Origin of the sequence: Chryseobacterium sp. CY350, from assembly GCF_027945075.1 — a bacterium.
GTDB lineage: Bacteria > Bacteroidota > Bacteroidia > Flavobacteriales > Weeksellaceae > Chryseobacterium.
This window is the reverse complement of the sequence record NZ_CP116034.1, coordinates 1,723,161-1,742,637: the sequence shown is the minus strand read 5'-3', so window position 1 is coordinate 1,742,637 and position 19,477 is coordinate 1,723,161. Positions and strand designations below refer to the sequence as shown.

The window sequence follows — 19,477 nt, the reverse complement described above, 5'->3', positions numbered from 1 at the left end:
TTAAAAATTTCAAAAGTTAGAATTTGATGAAGATTAAAGTAAATTTATGTCATTTGAACAAATCTCAATAATGAACGACCATTACTTAAAAAAACTCGATCGCGTCACCGCTATTCTTACCCAGTTACAGTCAAAACCGATCGTAAGGGCACAGGATTTAGCCAAAAAATTTGAGGTAAGTGTAAGAACGATTTATCGGGACATTAAAACTTTGGAAAATGCCGGAATTCCTATTGTTGGTGAGGCGGGAAGCGGTTATTCTTTGATGGAAGGTTACAAACTTCCTCCTGTCATGTTTACGAAAGAAGAAGTTCTAAGTTTTATTACTGCAGAAAAACTCATGCAGAAATTTTCTCACCAAAGTTTGGGCAACCATTATAAAACGGCAATGGAAAAGCTGCGTTCGGTATTGCGGAATTCAGATAAAAATTTAATTCAGAATATTGAAAATCAGATTGATATTTTCGATTACAGCCCAAAGCCGGATGATTCTATCAAAAACGTTATTCCTATTATTCTGGAAAGTATAGCCGAAAAAAAGCAGCTTTCAATAGAATATCAGACGGTTGAAAAACAGGTTTCAAACCGTACGATTGAGGCAGTAGGAATCTTTTATGAATTTTCATATTGGTATATTATGGCTTTTTGCACACTTAGAAAAGATTTCAGACAGTTCAGAGTAGACAGAATTCTAAAAATTGCCAAAACCGAGATCGCTTTTTCGCAGGAATATGGAAAAATTACCGATCACAGAGTAATTGCGTCGCAAAAAACTACAAAAATTAAATTGCTGGTCGATAAAAAAATCATGGGCTATTTAATTAATTCTAAAAGTTATTACGGATTAACTGAAGAGAAAGAAACTGAAAATGGGATAGAAATGACTTTTGAAACCGAATGGATTGATGAAGGGTTTCCGCGGTGGTTCATTACTTTCGCAGATTATGCCACAATTCTGGAACCTGAATTACTAAAGGAAAAAATGAAAAATTTAATTACTAAAATTGCAATAGATTATTAATAAATGAAAAATTTACTTTTACGCAGCTTCTTAGTTGTTTTGATGAGTTCTTATATCAACGCTTCTGCATGTTCAGCTTTTTTACTGAAAGGAAAAGATTATTGTGTTGTGGGTTTTAACGAAAACTGGAAAACAATGCCGGGAATGATTGCCATTAATAAAAGAGATGTTCTGAAAAGAAACATAAGCTGGGAAAATCTGACAACCAATAATATACAGCAAAAAAAGAATTGGTCTTCAAAATACGGATCGGTCACTTTCAATCTTTTAGGATATGATTTCCCGTGTTACGGAGTCAATGAGAAAGGCCTTTTTCTTGTAGAATTGTATTTGGAAGAAACTACAAAAGTCGTTAACCCAAAACAGCCGAATATGTTTTGGGCACAGTGGATTCAGTATCAGTTGGATAATTATAAAGACGTAAAAGAAGTTGTAGATCATTTAAATGACGGTCCCAATATCGATTGGTGGCCCAATGCAGCCGGCAGTCACTTTTTTGTTACAGATGCAAAAGGAAATACGGCCACTATTGCTTTGCTTAATGGGAAATATAAAGTGCTTACAGACAAAGAAATGCCGATGCCGCTTTTATGCAATAATCAATATCAAAAAGATTTTCAGGGCGCTCAGAAATTTGATTTTTTAGGAGGAAAAGAGCATTTTGATTTTGCAAAACAGGGAAAATGGGAAGACCGTTATAACCGAGCATATTACATGCTGCAAAATTATCAATATGACCAAAAGCCTGTTGCTTACGCCTGGGATATGTTAAACTCAATTCATGCAGGAGAATGGCAAACGGTGATAGATGTGAAAAATATGAATCTTACTTTTCGCTCTGATCTCAAAAAAGAAGTGAAAACAATTGATCTTAAGAAACTGGATTTTTCTAAAAATGCAAAAGTAAAATTTTTAGATATTCATACCAGCAAACTAGGCGAGGTGAATAAAGATTTTCAGGATTTAACTTTAGATAAAAACAACGAATATGTTGAAAAAGGTTTTCCCATTGGCTATGATAATAAAGAATTCGGAACATCTGAAATTTTTGTAAAACTGAAAGAAAATATTAGAAAATTCTTCCAGTCTGTCTTACCTGACTAAAAATATCTGAATATCTGTAATTTGTAACCATTAAAAATCAATGCTAATTTTTGCATTTGAACTAAACGTATAATCATAAAAAAAAGCTTTCAGAAAAATTCCGAAAGCTTTTTTTTGAGTTTGATTTTATATGCTAAATCTTTCCCAGAAGAAAGGCGGATCTATTCCCAAGGCTCTCAAATAAACAAAACCCTGCCCGCGATGATGCACCTCATTATCTACAAAATAAAGGATATTCTGATAAATGGGAAATTCATACTGACCAAATAAATTGAAAGTTTCCTGAAATCTTTCTTCAGAAATCTGGTTAAAATATTGGTTGATCACCTCTGTTTCAGAATCCCATTTTGCTAAAAGTTCTTCCTTCGTTTTTGGCTGAAAAGCTTCCTCAGAAAAGTCTTCAACTTGTTTTTCAACAATTCCTTTCAAACCAGGACCTGCAATGCTGAGTAACTCTACTGCTAATTTTGCAAAAGTTCTCATTCCCCCTATAGAAAATTCGAATAATTCTTTCTCAGGAAACATTTCTATCACCCTTCTCGTTAAATTTCTGTGTCCTTGCCAGTGCTCTAAAAGTTGTACTGACGAGATAAACTGTCTTGTTTCTGTTGCTGTAGTTGTCATAATTTTGTTTTGAATTGTTAATCTTAAGGCAAAGGTAAAGAGCGAAGATGACAACAGTTTGTCAGTAGGATTTTGAAATTTTAAATTATTTTATTTTTGTGAAATAATTGTTCGCGGCTCAATGTAGAAAGATAAATATATTGTAGTATGATCCTTGAGAAATTGTATGTTTACGACAATTTTTTTCAGGAGCTGGTTCCGGCTATCCACTGTATCTTTTTTATATCGGTCTGCTCCCGAGTTTCGGGATCAGTCCGCCACAAAAAAGGATGCCGTTCCTATCCGGGCTAGGAATCACATTTTTTTAAGAACATTAGGTTTTCATTTTTTACTTTTTGTAAAATAAACTATTTTAGACGTATCAAATTGCCATCTTTGTGAATGGCTTTTTTACAAATGAAAATTTAAATATGAAGATTTATACCAAAACAGGCGACAAAGGGGAAACGGCATTGTATGGCGGAACCCGTGTTTCTAAAGCCAGTGCAAGAGTAGAAAGCTACGGAAATATAGATGAACTCAATTCATTCATCGGAATTTCAAAAAGTCATATCACGGATGATGAGGTTTTAAAACAGTTAAAAAAAATTCAGTTCGATTTATTTACGGTGGGTTCAGAAGCAGCAACGCCGGTGGATAAACTCATGTTGGCAAACGGAAAATCGCGTCTTCCGGTAATTATTTCTGATACCGAAATCGAAGAACTGGAAAACTGGATGGATGCTTTTGAAGAAAAACTCGAGCCATTACAATATTTCATTTTGCCGGGCGGTGGAAAATCTGCCACTTTTTTACACGCAGCAAGAACAATTTGCCGAAGAGCAGAACGTTCTTTGGTTTTTTTAAATGAATCTGAAGAAGTGCGTTCAGAATTGATAAAATACTTAAACCGACTTTCAGATTATCTTTTTGTCTTAGCAAGATACATCTCAAAAATCAACAACGAACCGGAAGAATACTGGAATCCGAATGAGAGATAAAGTTCTGCTTTTCATCAATGGAGACGCTCCGAAATTTCTTCCGGATTTACAAGAATATACTCTTATTGCCTGTACAGATGGCGCTTTTCATTATCTCAAAAACCTGAATTTCCCTGTAGAGAAATTAGATTTTATTTCAGGTGATTTTGATTCGCATTCTGGCGCCGATGAAAGTGTGTATGAAGATAAATTTATCTATACTCCGAATCAGGAGAAGACAGATTTTCACAAAGCTTTGGAGATAATTTTGGAAAAAGGCTTTAAGAATATCGACGTTTTTGGCGGCAGTGGAGGTGAGCAAGACCATTTTTTGGGAAATCTTACCGTTGCTTACACTTTTAAAGAAGATTTAAATATCAAATTTTACGACGAATTTTCTCAGTATTATTTTATACCTAAACATTTTATGCTAAAAAATGTAAAGAATAAACTGATTTCACTTTATCCTTTCCCGAATGCAGAAAACGTTACTACAAAAGGTTTAGAATGGACTTTAAATCGTGAAGATCTGATCATTACGTCGAGAATCGGAACCAGAAATTTTGCAGTGAAAGACGAGGTTTTAATTGAATATGAAAACGGAGATCTGCTGGTCTTTGTAGGAAAAAAGGATCTTTGATTTTACATAGAAAATAACGATTACAGTAATTTCAGATCGGTGAAAACTTTAAGAAAATTTAAACTAAAAAAATCAATCTTTTTTAGCAATTTTGCATTCTTAATTCACTTGTCAGAAAATGAAAATAAAATACTCGGAACTTATTGATCAGACTTTGTATTTTCCTACGGAAGAATTCAACGTTTCTGAGAACAATTTGTCTTTTCACGATATTCCGTTAATGGAAGTTGTTGAGAAGTTTGGAACGCCTCTTAAGGTAAGTTACCTCCCGAAGATTTCTCAGAATATTCAGAAAGCAAAAGGCTGGTTTAAGGAAGCTTTTGAGAAAATCGATTATAAAAAAGAGTACAGATATTGCTACTGTACAAAATCCAGCCATTTTAAATTTGTAATAGAAGAGGCTCTGAAGAACGATATTTCGATCGAAACTTCTTCTGCTTACGATATGGATATTGTAAAATCACTTTACAATGAAGGAAAAGTGACCAAAGATATTGAAGTGATCTGCAATGGTTTTAAAACGGATGATTATCTGGCGAAAATTTCAGATATGATCAACAGTGGTTTTGAAAACATTACTCCGATTCTTGATAATTACCGCGAATTAGATAAACTGACCGAAAGCATCGATACCACTTTCGACATCGGAATCAGAATCGCTTCTGAAGAAGAGCCGAAATTTGAATTTTATACCTCAAGATTAGGAATCGGATACAAAGATATTATCCCATATTATAGCCAAAAAATTGCGGAACATCCGAATGCAAGGCTAAAAATGCTTCACTTTTTCATCAATACCGGGATAAAAGACACTGCGTATTATTGGAACGAGTTGTATAAATGTCTTCGTGTATATGCTCGTTTGAAAAAAATTGCTCCCGAAGTGAATTCTTTGAATATTGGTGGCGGATTCCCGATTAAAACTTCATTGAATTTCGACTACGATTATCAGTATATGGTGGAAGAAATTGCCTCTCAGATCAAAAAATTCTGTGAAGAAGAAGGCGTAGAAGAACCAAATATTTATACAGAATTTGGAAGCTTTACGGTGGGAGAGAGTGGTGCAAATTTGTACAAAATCATCTCTCAGAAACGCCAGAATGACAGAGAAAAATGGAATATGATCGATTCATCTTTCATGACTACACTTCCCGATACCTGGGCGATTTCCAGACATTTTATCATGCTTCCGTTAAACCGTTGGGAAGATTCTTATGAAAGAGTTTTCTTAGGTGGTTTAACGTGTGATTCTGATGATTATTATAACTCAGAACAGCATACCAACGCTATTTATCTTCCTGTTTTCAGTGATACGAAGCCCTTGTATATCGGCTTTTTTCATACAGGTGCTTATCAGGAAACGATTGGAGGTTATGGCGGAGTTCATCATTGTTTAATGCCGCAACCAAGACATATTCTGATTCAGAAAGATGAAAATGGAGAATTCCAGTATGAAATTTTTAGAGAAAGACAGGAACCAGAAGATATTTTGAAAATACTGGGTTACTAATTTAGTTGGCAGGCTAAAGATTATCAATAAGAACGATATGTTATCCTGAGCTTATCGAAGGGCTGTCGTTTTCACGAAATAAATTATCAGTGGCTTTAGCTAAAACGTATATAAAAACGGCTCTCAATTTTGAGAGCCGTTTTTATGTTTAAAAGAATTTCGAAATCTTATCAACTTCCAGTTCTGAATAATCTGAAACGATAATATTTGCCAAACTGTAATCCTGATTATGTGTATGTTCACTTTTGTAAGCCGCACAGAAAATATTAGCACGATGTGCCGCTAAAATGCCATTGGTAGAATCTTCAATAACCATACAGTTTTCAATAGGTTGGTTTGCCATTTCAGCAGCCTTGATGAAAATTTCAGGATGAGGTTTAGATTCCTGCAAATCGGCACCGCTTATTTTTCCGCTAAAGTATTTTTCTAAATCAAATTTTTCAAAAACCATCTTGATAGTCGTCATTGTTGCGGAAGAAGCTAATATTAATGTGATTCCATTTTCATGATAATGTTCGATCAATTTTTTTACACCGGGAATCAGATCAAATTCTTCATCATTGTAAAAATAATCTTTAAAATGACCTCTCTTAATTGCAGCAATATCTTCATGCGAATGAGAAAGATTGAATTCACTGATTAAAGTTTCGCAAACTCTCTTGGTAGAAGCTCCTGTGAAAGAGGTATAAAGTTTTTCAGAAACAGGGACTTTCAATTGGTCAAATGTTTTGAAATACGCTTTTCTGTGCAATGGTTCTGTATCTACAATTACGCCATCCATATCGAACAGCACAGCTTTTAATGACATGTTTTAATTTTTGCAAAAATAATGTTTTAAAATTTAAGAATTTGGAAAAACTTATTATTGAGATTTATGCTTAGAGATTATAGCAGACTGTAATTTAAATTTTTAAAAACTTGAGGGACACAAGATAGAAGAAGATATTAATAATAAAGAAAATAGCAAAAGTAATTTATTAATTGGATAAAATTTAGAGAAACGCCTTTGTAACAAATATATAATTGCTCATAAACTGATATTCGCAAATGATTTAAAATTGAAAATTAATACAAAATAATTAAAAAATTATATACAAAATATTGTAAAATTTATATAACTCTGTTTTTTTTCGTATATTTGTAAAATAAAAAATCTCTGTTGGAGCAGAGATATAAGTTTTCAAAGTGCTGCACAAATATTTATGATTATGACAGAACCAGATTTTTTTGATTTGTCCGACAAAGATAATAATTTGTCAAGAAGAATGCAAGGGAAAAGAAGACTTGCCTCTGAAAGTGAATGTAAAGTTGAGTTAAAGAAAGAACTACAACTATTGTTTAACGTATTTTATACTGCATTAGCTAAAACGAATATTGTATTATCATCATTTGAGCCCTCTCATAGGTCAAGAACATTTGAAGCTAGTGTTATGCAAAGTAGTTTTGCCGAATCTCTTTCCAATGCTTTTGGAGAAAAAGCATTTTACGGAAGATATAAAAGATTAATTTTAAGAACCAATGGTTATTTGATTTTGTTTAAGAAATTGAATGGAAAAGGGAAACCAATGAATATTAAAACGATTAATGTACAATCGATATTAAGCCAAAATCAAGTTTTAGACTTATTTGCTAATTCAGATTTTAATGATGAACCAATATTGTATTTTGGTTATCAAAAAAATAGATTTGGACAATTCGTAAATCCACAATTAATTTATATTGATGATGGTGAAGTTAACTTCTCTATTAACGAAAATGACCTGGGAATAAAAATTCCTACTTCTAAAAATGAAACCGTTAATGATATAACTGAAGTTGTTCCAAGATTGAAAGTACAAAATGTAATAAAAAAAGCTAATTAGTAATTTCGCAGCACTTTGATTACTTTTATCTAAATTGAGAATACTATTATGAACCACAAACAATTAACATTCGCTAGAGAATATCGAGGATATTCTCAAACAGAATTGTCGAATCAAATTCAGGGTCTTTCTCAATCTAATCTTTCAAAATTTGAGAAAGGATTTGGTGTTTTATCTGAGGATGTTCAGAAAAAAATTATTGTATTTTTGGATTTTCCAGAAAGTTTCTATTATCGTAAAATCAATACAACTATTGAAAATGCGAATTATAGAAAAAGAGCTACTGTGAGCAAAGCTAAAATTTTAAAATTTGAAAATAAATGTAAGGTTATTGGTTATGTCATCGATGAACTTTCAGAATCTATAGAATGGCCTGATTTTACATTGTCTCCATTGAATGTTGAGGATGGCTATTATCCAGAATATATTGCTAATTATACAAGAAGAATATTAAAAAGTAATGGAGATGAACCAATAAAAAATATATTTTCTCTTTTAGAATCGTCGGGAATTATTCTTTTTGAGATTAATGATGATGAAAAATTTGATGGCGTTTCGTTTATTTCAGACAAAGGATTTCCAGTAATTATTGTAAATAAAAATTTCTCTAATGATAGAAAACGATTCACAATCGCCCACGAATTGGGACATATTTTGATGCATAATGAGAATAATTTTCCAATTTCATCTTATCGAGATAAAGAAAAGGAAGCTAATCAGTTTGCTAGTGAATTTTTGATGCCTGAAAAGTCCATAAAAAATGCTTTAAGAAACATAAGGTTGAATGAGTTAGGAGATTTGAAAAGTTATTGGTTGACTTCAATGTCGTCTATAATTAGGAGAGCAAAAGACTTAAAATGTATAGATGAAAATCGTTATAAGTATTTTTTAATAGAAATGAGTAGAAATGGATACACTAAAAAAGAACCAATTGAGGTTTTTATAGATAAACCAACTTGTTTAAAAAATGCTATAAATATTTTCAAAAATGATTTAGCATATTCTTTAGACGATTTTTCAAATTATACATCATTGCCCATTGATATTTCAGACGAGTTATTTAATTCTGATAAAATCGTAAAATTAAAAATTTCATAAATTTATATCCCTCAATTATGAGGGATTTTTTTTGAATTATAGCAACTAATAATATTTTCTGTGACTGAATACTGAAGTATTGTATTCTTTCAGTGTTTCTCCCGTCCTTCATATCCTGCCAATCTCCCAACTTCTTTGTATCTTTGGCGAAAATATTTTAATCTTTAAATCATTTAATTTTTTAATTATAAATTATGAAAACATACGCAGGAATTCCTGAAGAAAATGCTTCGTTAGAAAATTCAAAAGTAGTTTTGGTAACTGTTCCTTATGACGGAACTTCAACTTGGGGAAAAGGCGCAGACAAAGGTCCGGAATTGTTCCTCGATGCTTCTGAAAACATGGAATTGTACGACATCGAAACGGGAACAGAACCTTATTTGGAAGGAGTTTATATGGCAGGAGAAGTTTCGGAAAAATCAAGTCCTGAAGCAATGACAGAAGCGGTTTATCAGAAAACGAAAGAGCTTTTGGCAACTGATAAATTGTTTACGCTTTTTGGTGGTGAACATTCGGTTTCTATCGGTTCAATTCGTGCGGTTGGTGAGAAATTTGAAAATCTTACGGTTTTACAATTAGATGCGCATACAGATCTTCGCCCTGAATTTCACGGTTCGACTTCCAATCACGCGTGTGCGGTTTTTGAAGCAAACCAAAAGCATAATTTGGTGCAGGTGGGAATTCGTTCAATGGATGTTGAAGAAGCTGAATATTTACCTGAAGGAAGAGTGTTTTTTGCTCACGAAATTGCCAATAATGAAAACTGGGTGAATGATGTTTTAGAAAAAGTTTCAGGAAATGTGTATATAACGATTGATCTTGATGCTTTTGATCCGTCAATTGCACCTTCTACAGGAACTCCAGAACCGGGTGGTTTACAATGGTATCCGACTTTAGAACTGTTGAGAAAAGTTTTTGAAAAATGCAATGTTGTCGCTTTTGATATTGTTGAGTTGATGGATTCTGCTTATTCAAAACCAAGCGCATTCTTAGCCGCAAAACTGTATTATAAAATGTTGGCTTATTATCATATTAATAAAAACTAAACTTCGCAGGATTCGGATTTTTCAGGAGGTATTTTTTCTGGAACTTTGTGAGGTAAATGAAAAACAATGTCCACACAAAATCAAATTGACTACCATAGAATTGCCAAAGCGATAGAGTATATCCGTAGCAATTTTAAGCTTCAGCCTAATCTGGATGAAGTGGCAGCGAACATAAATCTGAGTCCGGCTCATTTTCAGAGAATATTTACAGATTGGGCAGGTACAAGTCCGAAGAAATTTTTGCAGTTCATCAGTCTTGAACACGCGAAAAGTTTACTAAAAGATGAAAAATTATCCCTTTTTGATGCATCTTACGAAACCGGACTTTCCAGTACAAGCAGACTTCATGATTTGTTTGTAAACATTGAAGGAATGTCTCCTGCCGAATACAAAAACGGCGGAAAAAATCTTAGCATTCAATACAGCTTTTCAGAAACCTGTTTTGGAAAAGTTATCGTAGCGTCAACCGACAAAGGAATCTGTTACATGGCGTTTGAAGAAGATAAAGAAAATGCATTGAGAGATTTAATTAATAAATTTCCCAATGCATCTTTTTTTGAGAATCAGAACGAAATGCAAAGAAATGCTCTTTCAATTTTCAATAAAGACTGGTCAAAACTGAATTCTGTGAAACTTCATTTAAAGGGAACAGATTTTCAGTTAAAAGTATGGGAAAGTCTATTGACAATTCCCTTGGGAAAGTTATCAACCTACGGAAATTTAGCGAATGCAGTTGGCAATCCGAAAGCATCCAGAGCAGTCGGAACAGCGATTGGCAGTAATCCTGTCGCATTTTTGATTCCTTGTCATCGCGTCATACAATCGTCTGGAAAATTGGGCGGTTACATGTGGGGAACCGACAGAAAGCAGCTGATGATTGGCTGGGAGAGTGCAAAGATTTATTCTGACGACCTGACCTTATAATTCTTAAGCTAAGCAAACTTACATTTCCTTACCTTTTTCATCAATTTAATGGTTAAATTTTAACCGTAAACATTAATTAAAAATCAATGCTGAATTTATTCGAAAATATCCAAAATTTCCCCATCAATATTCTTCCAAAAGACGGAATAACAGAATATTACGGTAAGATTTTTTCTGATGAAGAATGCGAACAAAACTATCACTATTTATTCAACGAAATTCCGTGGGAAAATGATGAAGCCGTGATTTTCGGTAAACTGATTTTAACCAAACGAAAAGTTGCCTGGTTCGGAGAAAAACCATTTGAGTATACCTATTCAAAACGAACAAAATATGCAAAAATCTGGACTCCGGAATTATTACAACTAAAGCAAAAATGTGAAGCGGTTTCCGGTGAAACCTACAATTCGTGCCTGTTGAATTTATACCATGACGGAAGCGAAGGAATGGCGTATCACAGCGATGGCGAGAAAGATCTGAAAAAGCATGGAGCTATTGCGTCATTAACGTTTGGAGCGGAAAGAAAATTCTTATTTAAACATAAAACGACCAAAGAAAAAGTAGAATTATTCCTGGAAAATGGAAGTTTGCTGGTGATGAAAGGCGAAACGCAAGATCAGTGGATGCATCGGCTTCCTCCAACCACAAAAGTGAAAACTCCGAGAGTGAATCTGACGTTCAGGACGATTGAAGAATAAAAAGGCAGTGTCGATAACACTGCCATTCTGTACGTAATTTTGTCTCTAACTTCTAACTTCTAACTTCTAACTTAAAATTATTTCAAAACTTCAACTTCAACTGCTGAATCTTCAAAAATTTTGATCAGCGCTTTTGTGTAATCTTCCTTCGTTGCAAAATTCGGATTATCCATGAATTTCTGTGGATTGATAGCAAAAAGCGGAAACCATGTTGAAGAAATCTGTATCTGAATTTTATGTCCTTTTTTGAAAGTATGAACAACATCCTGTAATCTGAAATTCACTGCCGTTTTCTGATTCGGAACCAGAGCTTCTGCCTTTTCTCTTGAATTCCTGAATCTTGCAGGCATGATTTCGCTTCGTACCATCTGATGATAATTTCCGTAAATAACGCCTTCTTTCTTTTCAGCAGGTTTAAAATCTTCAGGATAAATATCTATTAATTTTACTGCAAAATCTGCATCTGTGGAAGTGGAAGCGATATTTAACTTAGCCATAATTTCTCCTGCGAAAGTAATATCCTCTGTTAAGATATCGGTGGTGAAAGTCAAAACATCTGGTCTTCCTTCTGCGAATCTCTGATCTTCCGACATATAATTTTTTGGAGTAAAGCCATTGAAATCTTTCAGGTTATCTGAACTTAAAACAGGATTGTTCGGATCACTGTAATATTCTGAAAATCCTTGTCCAGAAGTATTTTTTAAGGTTTTATCAGCTAAATAAAAATTGATTTTCTGAGCGTTTTTTGGTGGATATTGCGCAAATTCTCTCCATTGTTTTGAACCTGTGTCATACATTAAAGCTTCGGGTAAACCTGCATCTTCTTTAGTATTTCCTTTCAAATAATGATTAAAAAATTTAGTCTCAATATTTTTCTGATAATAGGTTGCAATACTGTCTCCGAAATAAATTTGGTTATGGAAATGTCTTCCCTGCTCATAAGCCCATGCGCCGTGAGAAAATGGTCCCATCACAATGGTATTTTTGGCTTTCGGACTCGTTTTTTCGATGGTTTTATAAATATTTAAAGGACCCGAAAGATCTTCAGCATCAAACCATCCTCCGACAGTCATTACCGCATGATTTACATTTTTCAGATGAGGGAGAAGACTTCTTTTTTGCCAGTATTCATCATAGTTGGGATGATTCATAATTTCGGTCATGAAGAAATTATCTTTATAATATTTATCATAAGCGTCTTTCAAGGTTCCCAGTTCTCTGTAGAATTTTAAGCCGTCTTCAGAGTTGGCTTTAATCATAGAATCTGAATACCATGCTTTGTTTTCAGCCTTAGTTTTCTGAACTCCAAAAACGGGAAATGTTCTGAAATATGCCAGCATAAATTTTCCGTTATGCAGAAAATCATCATTCCAAAAATCTGAAATCGGAGCTTGTGGAGACGAAGCTACCAATGCAGGGTGTTGCGCTAAAGTTCCGGCAGCGGTATAAAATCCAGGATAAGAAGTTCCGTATTGTCCTACTTTCCCGTTGTTGTCTTTGACGTTTTTCAGTAACCAGTCGATCGTGTCGTAAGTATCGGTACTTTCATCAACATCTTTTTTGGTTTTTCGCTCAACCTGCGGAGTCATATTCGTGAAAGTTCCTTCGCTCATGTATCGTCCGCGAACATCCTGAAAAACAAAAATGTATTTATCTTTCATTAAATAAGGATTGAGACCGAGTTTGGTTCTGTATTCATTTTCACCGTATGGCGCAATGCTGTAGCAGGTTCTCTGCATCAAAAAAGGATATTTATTTTTCTTTGAAATATCTTTCGGAATATAGACTGCCGTAAAAAGTTTTGTCCCGTCACGCATCGGAATATACACTTCTTTTTTGGTGAAGTTGTCTTTTACAAAAGTGTCCGGCTGACTGTTCTGTGCATTTCCCAAAAAGAAAAGGAATATCAGCAGAACTGAGAAATTAATCTTCATAAATAAAATTTGATGCTAATTTAGAAATAAAACCTTTTACTTAAAACAAAAAAAACGACCTGAGTGTTCTTCTGATCGTTGATAAATGAGGTCATTAAAAAAATAATTTTATTCGGCTCTTGCAAAACCTACCGTCTCTCTAAAGATCTGCGGAGAAATATCTGCATTGTTTTTAAAAAACCGGCTAAAATAATGTTCGTCTTCATATCCAAGCTCGTAGGCGATTTCCTTCACAGATTTCGATGTTAAATATAACTCACGTTTGGCTTCAATGATGATTCTTTCAGATATTAAATCGGTTAAAGTTTTATTAAAATACGATTTTGTGGTTTTAGCCAGTGCTTTTGGTGAAATGTTCAGCAGTACAGCATAATCGTTGGCAGAATGCTTTGTTTTAAAGTTTTTTTCAATAGAATCTTTCAGGTTTTGTAAAATAAAAGGTTCTTTGATCTGTGCAAAATCCCGTTGTGCTTTTGGAGACTGATTAACTTTGATGCGGGAAGCCGTAATGAGGAAAATTTTTAAATACGAAACCAATAATTCATATTGAGCAAGTTCAGCATTTTGTAATTCATCTTTCATTTGCTGGATTAATGTGTGGAAATTTTGCATTTCGCTGTATTCCAGAGTTATAAAAGGAGGTTTGTAAATATCATTAAACAATACACCATTACAAGCCACCTCTTTCTGATGCTTATGAATACAAAAAAAATCTGGATGAAAATTGAGAATAAATCCACTGATATTTTCATCACTCTCCAGCATAAATGGCTGATAAGGAACAAAGCTCAGAAGCATATTTTCGGTAAAATCATATTCGCTGAAATCAATTTTTAATTTTCCTTTCCCGCTGTTAATTAATATGATACTGTAATAATTGAGTCTTTGTATATTGTCAAAATGGGTATTGCTTTCGAACGAAGACACCTTAAAAGCAAGATTTCCGTTGACAGGATTTACAAGTGTATGCTCTTTCTGATATTCTTTTGACATGGTGATTATTTTAGTTTTCTGTCTTTTTCATCAATTTCCAGATCGTTGATGCTGGCAAATCTTTTCTGCATCAGCCCGTTTTCATCAAATTCCCAGTTTTCGTTTCCGTACGCTCTGAACCATTTTCCTTCGGGATTTTGATATTCATATTCAAACCTTACCGCCATTCGGTTTTCCCGGAATCCCCAAAGTTCTTTTTTAAGTTTGTACTGCCGTTCTTTTTCCCATTTTCTTTTCAGAAAAGCTTTCACTTCTTCTCTTCCGTTGATGAATTCGGTTCTGTTTCTCCATTCTGTATCAATGGTATAAGCCATGCAGATTTTCTCAGGATCCTGTGTATTCCAGGCGTCTTCTGCCATCTGAACTTTTTGAAGAGCCGTTTGTAAAGTGAAGGGCGGCAATGGAAATTTTTTATTTTCGTTGTTCATATTTGTGTCAATTTAAAAATACAAAAGTCTGAAAAATCAACAGACTTTTGTATTAAATTATTTTTATAAAGAAGGTGCTAAAGGAAAATCTACAGGCACTTTTGTTAAATTATGCAGATAATTCATCGCAGTTTTATCACTAACCTGAAGAATCAAATCTACTAAATTTTCTTTAGTATAACCTTGTTCAAAAAAAGCATTTACATGATCATCACTTGCATTTCCTCTGTTTTTTGTAATATCCGCAGCCAGATTTACCAAAGCATTTAATTTAGGGTTTTCACTTTTTCCTTTGCGGATATCAGTTAACTGCTCATCAGTAAAACCGTTCATTTTTCCGATCACCAAATGCGCGCTTTGACAATATATACATTCATTTACCTGACTTACGATCAAATTTACTGCTTCTTTTTCTTTGTTGGATAAAGAAGTTTTAGCATTTTGATAGGCCAGAAATCTTGCTAAACCATTCTCGGAATAAGCAATAGTCGCATATAAATTGGGAACGAAACTCAATGCTTTTTGTAGATTGTCAAAAATTGCCTGGTTTGCAGGTGCAACTTCTTCTCTTGTCGGGACATTAAATTGTACTGTTGTCATTTTGTTATTTTTTTTAAATTGTTTGTCGTTATTAACAGTACAAAGATGCGCCGGATTAGACATGAAAAAAATGGACGATAAACGCTAGATCATGGACGATTTTCCCTTTCTCAATAAAAATGTTTGTTCGGATGACATCTTTTTTCTTAAAATAAAAACAGGAAGAGATTTAAAAAAAGAAAATGATCAGAATCTCTTCTGATCATTTTAGCAAAAATATATATAGGTTGGTTTGGTCGTTATTTACTTTCCGTTTTTTTACCGGCAAATTTATTCAGTTTCATGGTAAGTGAAAACATCACGTAACGTTTCAGAATAAGATCTTCACGATCCTCAAAATATGCAGGCATTATGGTTCTCCTTACACTTTGGTTTTGATTCAGAACATCATATACTTTCACTTTTGCAGTAAGCTGTTTGTTGAAAAATGAATATCCTAAACTTGTGTTCCAGAAATAAAAATCTCTCTTGAAACCCGGAGCAATGTTTGAGTTTGTGTTGTATTCAAAATCATTGCCAAAGACGAGTTTTGTTTTAAAAATATAGTTGGTAAGCTCTAATTTTACAACCTGATTTGTGGTCTGCACTCTTCCGATATCATAATTGGTATAATCTGAGAAATTGTAACTGATTCTATATGATGGTTTTATGGTAATTTTATCTTTTACTTCATAGGTAAGATTAAAACTTGGGCTGATTGTATAAGAATCGCTGGTGTATTGTACAGAATTGATGAATCCCCGGTTGTAACTGTAGTTTGTGCTAAATCTCGGGTTGAGTGTAAGTTTATTTTCTTTCCATTTAAAAGTTTTGCTAAAACCGCCGCCGAAATTGATGTTTTTATTTCCGCTCACATTCGAATAGGTTACAAATTGTTTTCCGGAATCATCAAAATAAGAATAGTTTACCACATCATTATTACCGTATGTAAAACTAAGGTTAACATAGTAACTGGTGTTTTTCAGTATATTAAAATTGTTGAAATAAAGGTAAGCCTGATTGCTCCACGGATTTTTAAGATCAGGATTTCCCTGATAGGCAATTAACGGATTCGCAAGATCTATGTAAGGCGTAAGTTGATCAGCAGATGGAATCGTAAAATCTGAATAATTATAAAAGCTTAAACTTTTGTTTTGTGAAAACTGATACTGTACATTGATGCTATAACCGGGAAGTGCAAAGTTTTTCTGCAGGTTATACTGCTGCCCGTTAAATATAGAATTCACGTTCATATTTGAAATGTCAAGATCTGCTGTAGCCCACAGATTAAGTTTACTTTTATTGATTTCATAAACTATTTCCGGAGTGATTTTGTCGATTTTCTGATCCATTTGATTAGATAATACGTTATTGTAATTAGAATAATTGCCAGTATTTTGATCAAAATTACTTACATCTCTCAGATTTTTGTCGAGATTATTTTCGTAACTTACATTTAAGCTTATAGAAGTAGAATCAGAAAGAGGCTCAGAATATCCCGCGCTAAATCTATAGCTGTTTGTCTGCGTTTTGCTTTTTGAAAGCTGATCTCGAATGTCACTCGGTTCTGCGTTTTGATAAAATAAAGTCTGAGATTTATTTAAACGGTCGCTCTTAGATTCGGAGATCGTTGTATTCATATTTGCATACGCAGTTCTTCCTTTCTTTCTGAATTTTTTAGAAAAATAAATATTTGGATTAAATGAATTGCTTTCAGAATCTGTGCTTGTGTAAGAATCACTTTCATTAAGAAGAAGATTGTCTCGCAAAGTGCTCGATTTAGATTTATTAAAATTAAATCCTTCGCTTCGTGAAAAAGATGGTGAAATGTAAATGCTTGTCAGAGAATCAAACTTTATTCTTGCAGAGGTATCAAAATTATATTGTCTGTTATCATTTTCTCCTTCGCTTTCTGAGTTGGTTTTCAAAGTATAATCGGGTAGAAGTGTTGTTCTCGAAACTTTAGATCTCGTTTCAAGATTATTATCCGAATGCATGAGACTGAAAGTTTCAAGATCTGAATCTTTAGACAATTTATCGCTGTAATTAAAACCTACCGTTGTAGATCTTTGGATTCCTTTTGTATTGCCATTTCCGCCCTGGCTGTAATAAGTTACATTTCCTCCTGACGTTATCACGCTCCCGCCCTGCATTAACCAGGAATTTCTCCCATGTCCCATGCTGTCGAAAACCTCATCATTAGAAAAACCCTGAGAATTGATGTTGTTGGATGATGCCAGTAAACTAATTTTGGTGTCTTTTTTAAAATAACTTAGCAATCCGCTGCCTTCATATCTTTTATCAGAGCCGTAGCCAAGCGTTAATCTGGAGATCAAACCCTTATTTTTTTTCTCATCAATATTGAAATTAATGGTTGTATTGTTTGATTTTGCAGTTTTTCCACTCAGTTCCTCTTCTTTAGTCTTCGTTGTAGTAAACTGAATGTTTTTTATAATATCGGCGGGAAGATTTTGCAAAGCAATTTTTCCGTCTTTATCGAAAAAAGGCTTTCCGTTGATCATAATTTGGTCGACTTCTTTTCCATTGACGGTAATTTTACCTTCATTGCTGATTTCGACGCCGGGAATTTGTTTTAGAAGTTCTTCAATTTTACTGTCGGGACGAACTTTTATTGCCGAAGCATTAAATTCAATCGTATCTTTTTTAATTTTTACAGGTGAAGCCGAAATTTTCACCTCTTCTATATTAAAAACAGAATTTTTTTCTAACTCTATGTCTCCTAATGACATTGACTGTTCTATTCTGTCATAATTTTTTGAAAAAGGAATGAGTTTGTCGGCATCAATTTTGAGAACGGCAGCTTCGGCAACTTCGTCAGTTTTCAAAGAAAATTTGCCCTCCCGATTGGTCGAGGTATAGTTGATTATTGACGAATCTTTTTGTTTAAGAAGATAAACAGTAGCATTTTCTACGGGTTTTTTTTCGAAATTTAAAACTTTTCCGTCGATGCTGATCTTTTGTGCATTGAGAATAACTGCGTTGATTAGTAATAGCAACAGCAATAAAATTTTCTTCATTTGTATATTTTAGATGCGCAAAAGTATAAAAAAAACATCCCCGATTGGGGATGTTAAATGTTAAATATTCTAAAAAGTGTGAGTTTTTAAAACTTATGCTCTTAGATATCTTGAGTATGCGTAACCTTCCTGTCCATCGGCAGTTTTAACTTTCCACCAGTCATCAGAAGTTTGTTCTACCAATGTTACCGAAGAACCTTTTGCCGCTTTACCCACAACCGCAGCTTCCGTAGAAGGCTCTTGTCTGATATTGAGGTTAGAATCTTCAGTTGCAATCGTTAAAGATGCTCCCGCAGCTAAACCAGCAACCTGTACATCGATGTTAATGTCTGAAGCAGAATAAGTAGAGTCTATTGCTCCCAAAGCGTTCCAAACTGCGTCTTTTGCTGCAGTATTTGAAGCGTGTCCTGAAACATAAAGAATTCCGTCTTGCTCCTGAACCTGAAGATTTGAAACACCTGCAGACTGAGCTGCAGAAACTACGCTAGAGTATTTATCTTGTAATGTGCTCATGTCTAATTATTTAACTGTGTAATTGTAATTTACTTTTCCAACTTTCAAAGCATCTACAGATTCTTTGATTTTTCTTGCCTGTACAGAAGATGCAGTACCTGTAAGAGTAAGCTCTCCGTTTACAACTTCCACATTTACAGAAGGGAAATCTTTCAACGCATCTTTCACTTTTTGCTGAACCATAGGATCTACAGCTGTTGTAGTAGTTACAGGTTCTGGCGCAGTAACTGCCGGAGCAATAGTAGCCATATCATGTACATCTTTTACACCTTTAATTTCCTTAAGAGATTTAATGGCAGCGTCTTTTTCAGCCTGAGTAGCAAATGTTCCTCCAAGATGAGCAACACCTTCTTTAATTTCTACTGTTGCCGCTGGGTTAGAAGCTACAATTGTAGTCGCTGAAGTTTGTAATTCAGCATCAGAAACTTTCTTTTTACACGAAATAGATCCAAACGATACTGCCAAAGCTAGGGCAGACATTGCGATTGTTTTTTTCATAATTGATT

Annotated in this window: 19 protein-coding genes; 10 read left to right on the top strand and 9 right to left on the bottom strand. The window is 34.0% G+C overall.

The genetic code is table 11. The annotated features are described in order from the left end of the window. Positions 1 to 70: 70 nt before the first annotated feature. Both PGH12_RS07960 and PGH12_RS07955 read left to right on the top strand, forming a co-directional pair. Positions 71 to 1,021, top strand: a complete 951-nt coding sequence (locus PGH12_RS07960) for a helix-turn-helix transcriptional regulator (RefSeq protein ID WP_267597654.1) — start codon at positions 71 to 73, stop codon at positions 1,019 to 1,021. 3 nt (positions 1,022 to 1,024) lie between these two features. After that, positions 1,025 to 2,125, top strand: a complete 1,101-nt coding sequence (locus tag PGH12_RS07955; RefSeq protein WP_267597653.1) for a linear amide C-N hydrolase — start codon at positions 1,025 to 1,027, stop codon at positions 2,123 to 2,125. A 126-nt stretch (positions 2,126 to 2,251) separates the two neighbouring features. On the opposite strand, the gene PGH12_RS07950 is transcribed toward PGH12_RS07955, so the two are convergent. Next, positions 2,252 to 2,749, bottom strand: coding sequence for a DinB family protein (locus tag PGH12_RS07950; protein ID WP_267597652.1), 498 nt, complete (start codon positions 2,747 to 2,749; stop codon positions 2,252 to 2,254). 410 nt (positions 2,750 to 3,159) lie between these two features. On the opposite strand from PGH12_RS07950, the gene PGH12_RS07945 reads away from it, so the two are divergent. The 3 genes from PGH12_RS07945 (at position 3,160) to PGH12_RS07935 (ending at position 5,858) form a co-directional block, all read left to right on the top strand. After that, entirely contained in the window at positions 3,160 to 3,729 is a 570-nt protein-coding gene (locus tag PGH12_RS07945; RefSeq protein WP_267597650.1) for a cob(I)yrinic acid a,c-diamide adenosyltransferase, read from the top strand. Beyond that, positions 3,719 to 4,348, top strand: a complete 630-nt coding sequence (locus PGH12_RS07940) for a thiamine diphosphokinase (protein WP_267597648.1) — start codon at positions 3,719 to 3,721, stop codon at positions 4,346 to 4,348. The genes PGH12_RS07945 and PGH12_RS07940 overlap by 11 nt, the downstream gene beginning before the upstream one ends. 118 nt (positions 4,349 to 4,466) lie before the next feature. After that, on the top strand, positions 4,467 to 5,858 hold the full coding sequence (locus PGH12_RS07935) for a type III PLP-dependent enzyme domain-containing protein (protein WP_050379504.1): 1,392 nt from the start codon (positions 4,467 to 4,469) through the stop codon (positions 5,856 to 5,858). 148 nt (positions 5,859 to 6,006) lie between these two features. Here the strand turns inward: PGH12_RS07935 and PGH12_RS07930 are convergent, their stop codons facing one another. Continuing rightward, a complete protein-coding gene (locus tag PGH12_RS07930) occupies positions 6,007 to 6,666 on the bottom strand; it encodes an HAD family hydrolase (RefSeq protein ID WP_267597645.1) in 660 nt (219 codons plus the stop codon). A 400-nt stretch (positions 6,667 to 7,066) separates the two neighbouring features. Between PGH12_RS07930 and PGH12_RS07925 the strand changes: the two genes are divergently transcribed. From PGH12_RS07925 to PGH12_RS07905, 5 genes are all read left to right on the top strand, one after another. Then, positions 7,067 to 7,720, top strand: a complete 654-nt coding sequence (locus PGH12_RS07925) for a hypothetical protein (protein WP_267597644.1) — start codon at positions 7,067 to 7,069, stop codon at positions 7,718 to 7,720. A 48-nt stretch (positions 7,721 to 7,768) separates the two neighbouring features. Continuing rightward, a complete protein-coding gene (locus tag PGH12_RS07920; RefSeq protein WP_267597643.1) occupies positions 7,769 to 8,818 on the top strand; it encodes an XRE family transcriptional regulator in 1,050 nt (349 codons plus the stop codon). A gap of 194 nt (positions 8,819 to 9,012) precedes the next feature. Further along, complete coding sequence (gene speB / locus PGH12_RS07915) at positions 9,013 to 9,864, top strand: agmatinase (protein ID WP_267597641.1); 852 nt, start codon at positions 9,013 to 9,015, stop codon at positions 9,862 to 9,864. Between the two features lie 66 nt (positions 9,865 to 9,930). Further along, a complete protein-coding gene (locus PGH12_RS07910; protein WP_267597639.1) occupies positions 9,931 to 10,788 on the top strand; it encodes a bifunctional helix-turn-helix domain-containing protein/methylated-DNA--[protein]-cysteine S-methyltransferase in 858 nt (285 codons plus the stop codon). Positions 10,789 to 10,874: 86 nt separating this feature from the next. Then, positions 10,875 to 11,486 (top strand): alpha-ketoglutarate-dependent dioxygenase AlkB family protein, encoded by a 612-nt coding sequence (locus tag PGH12_RS07905; RefSeq protein WP_267597638.1) that lies wholly within the window; start codon positions 10,875 to 10,877, stop codon positions 11,484 to 11,486. A 77-nt stretch (positions 11,487 to 11,563) separates the two neighbouring features. Here PGH12_RS07905 and PGH12_RS07900 read toward each other — a convergent pair whose 3' ends face one another. The 7 genes from PGH12_RS07900 to PGH12_RS07870 all read right to left on the bottom strand — a co-directional run bounded on the left by PGH12_RS07900 (position 11,564) and on the right by PGH12_RS07870 (position 19,469). Continuing rightward, a complete protein-coding gene (locus PGH12_RS07900) occupies positions 11,564 to 13,420 on the bottom strand; it encodes a CocE/NonD family hydrolase (protein ID WP_267597636.1) in 1,857 nt (618 codons plus the stop codon). Between the two features lie 108 nt (positions 13,421 to 13,528). After that, positions 13,529 to 14,413, bottom strand: coding sequence for a helix-turn-helix domain-containing protein (locus PGH12_RS07895; protein WP_267597634.1), 885 nt, complete (start codon positions 14,411 to 14,413; stop codon positions 13,529 to 13,531). Between the two features lie 5 nt (positions 14,414 to 14,418). Then, complete coding sequence (locus tag PGH12_RS07890; RefSeq protein ID WP_267597633.1) at positions 14,419 to 14,841, bottom strand: nuclear transport factor 2 family protein; 423 nt, start codon at positions 14,839 to 14,841, stop codon at positions 14,419 to 14,421. 63 nt (positions 14,842 to 14,904) lie between these two features. After that, complete coding sequence (locus tag PGH12_RS07885; protein ID WP_267597632.1) at positions 14,905 to 15,441, bottom strand: carboxymuconolactone decarboxylase family protein; 537 nt, start codon at positions 15,439 to 15,441, stop codon at positions 14,905 to 14,907. 239 nt (positions 15,442 to 15,680) lie between these two features. Beyond that, a complete protein-coding gene (locus tag PGH12_RS07880) occupies positions 15,681 to 18,458 on the bottom strand; it encodes an outer membrane beta-barrel protein (protein ID WP_267597631.1) in 2,778 nt (925 codons plus the stop codon). A 93-nt stretch (positions 18,459 to 18,551) separates the two neighbouring features. After that, a complete protein-coding gene (locus PGH12_RS07875; protein WP_267597629.1) occupies positions 18,552 to 18,971 on the bottom strand; it encodes an SH3 domain-containing protein in 420 nt (139 codons plus the stop codon). Positions 18,972 to 18,977: 6 nt separating this feature from the next. After that, positions 18,978 to 19,469, bottom strand: coding sequence for a BON domain-containing protein (locus tag PGH12_RS07870; protein ID WP_267597628.1), 492 nt, complete (start codon positions 19,467 to 19,469; stop codon positions 18,978 to 18,980). Between the last annotated feature and the right edge of the window lie 8 nt (positions 19,470 to 19,477).

What these genes read in the sequence shown, in the direction of transcription:
- PGH12_RS07960 (WP_267597654.1), top strand. Translation starts at nt 71, where the DNA reads ATGAACGACCATTACTTAAAAAAACTCGATCGCGTCACCGCTATTCTT.
- PGH12_RS07955 (WP_267597653.1), top strand. Translation starts at nt 1,025, where the DNA reads ATGAAAAATTTACTTTTACGCAGCTTCTTAGTTGTTTTGATGAGTTCT.
- PGH12_RS07950 (WP_267597652.1), bottom strand. Translation starts at nt 2,749, where the DNA reads ATGACAACTACAGCAACAGAAACAAGACAGTTTATCTCGTCAGTACAA.
- PGH12_RS07945 (WP_267597650.1), top strand. Translation starts at nt 3,160, where the DNA reads ATGAAGATTTATACCAAAACAGGCGACAAAGGGGAAACGGCATTGTAT.
- PGH12_RS07940 (WP_267597648.1), top strand. Translation starts at nt 3,719, where the DNA reads ATGAGAGATAAAGTTCTGCTTTTCATCAATGGAGACGCTCCGAAATTT.
- PGH12_RS07935 (WP_050379504.1), top strand. Translation starts at nt 4,467, where the DNA reads ATGAAAATAAAATACTCGGAACTTATTGATCAGACTTTGTATTTTCCT.
- PGH12_RS07930 (WP_267597645.1), bottom strand. Translation starts at nt 6,666, where the DNA reads ATGTCATTAAAAGCTGTGCTGTTCGATATGGATGGCGTAATTGTAGAT.
- PGH12_RS07925 (WP_267597644.1), top strand. Translation starts at nt 7,067, where the DNA reads ATGACAGAACCAGATTTTTTTGATTTGTCCGACAAAGATAATAATTTG.
- PGH12_RS07920 (WP_267597643.1), top strand. Translation starts at nt 7,769, where the DNA reads ATGAACCACAAACAATTAACATTCGCTAGAGAATATCGAGGATATTCT.
- speB (WP_267597641.1), top strand. Translation starts at nt 9,013, where the DNA reads ATGAAAACATACGCAGGAATTCCTGAAGAAAATGCTTCGTTAGAAAAT.
- PGH12_RS07910 (WP_267597639.1), top strand. Translation starts at nt 9,931, where the DNA reads ATGTCCACACAAAATCAAATTGACTACCATAGAATTGCCAAAGCGATA.
- PGH12_RS07905 (WP_267597638.1), top strand. Translation starts at nt 10,875, where the DNA reads ATGCTGAATTTATTCGAAAATATCCAAAATTTCCCCATCAATATTCTT.
- PGH12_RS07900 (WP_267597636.1), bottom strand. Translation starts at nt 13,420, where the DNA reads ATGAAGATTAATTTCTCAGTTCTGCTGATATTCCTTTTCTTTTTGGGA.
- PGH12_RS07895 (WP_267597634.1), bottom strand. Translation starts at nt 14,413, where the DNA reads ATGTCAAAAGAATATCAGAAAGAGCATACACTTGTAAATCCTGTCAAC.
- PGH12_RS07890 (WP_267597633.1), bottom strand. Translation starts at nt 14,841, where the DNA reads ATGAACAACGAAAATAAAAAATTTCCATTGCCGCCCTTCACTTTACAA.
- PGH12_RS07885 (WP_267597632.1), bottom strand. Translation starts at nt 15,441, where the DNA reads ATGACAACAGTACAATTTAATGTCCCGACAAGAGAAGAAGTTGCACCT.
- PGH12_RS07880 (WP_267597631.1), bottom strand. Translation starts at nt 18,458, where the DNA reads ATGAAGAAAATTTTATTGCTGTTGCTATTACTAATCAACGCAGTTATT.
- PGH12_RS07875 (WP_267597629.1), bottom strand. Translation starts at nt 18,971, where the DNA reads ATGAGCACATTACAAGATAAATACTCTAGCGTAGTTTCTGCAGCTCAG.
- PGH12_RS07870 (WP_267597628.1), bottom strand. Translation starts at nt 19,469, where the DNA reads ATGAAAAAAACAATCGCAATGTCTGCCCTAGCTTTGGCAGTATCGTTT.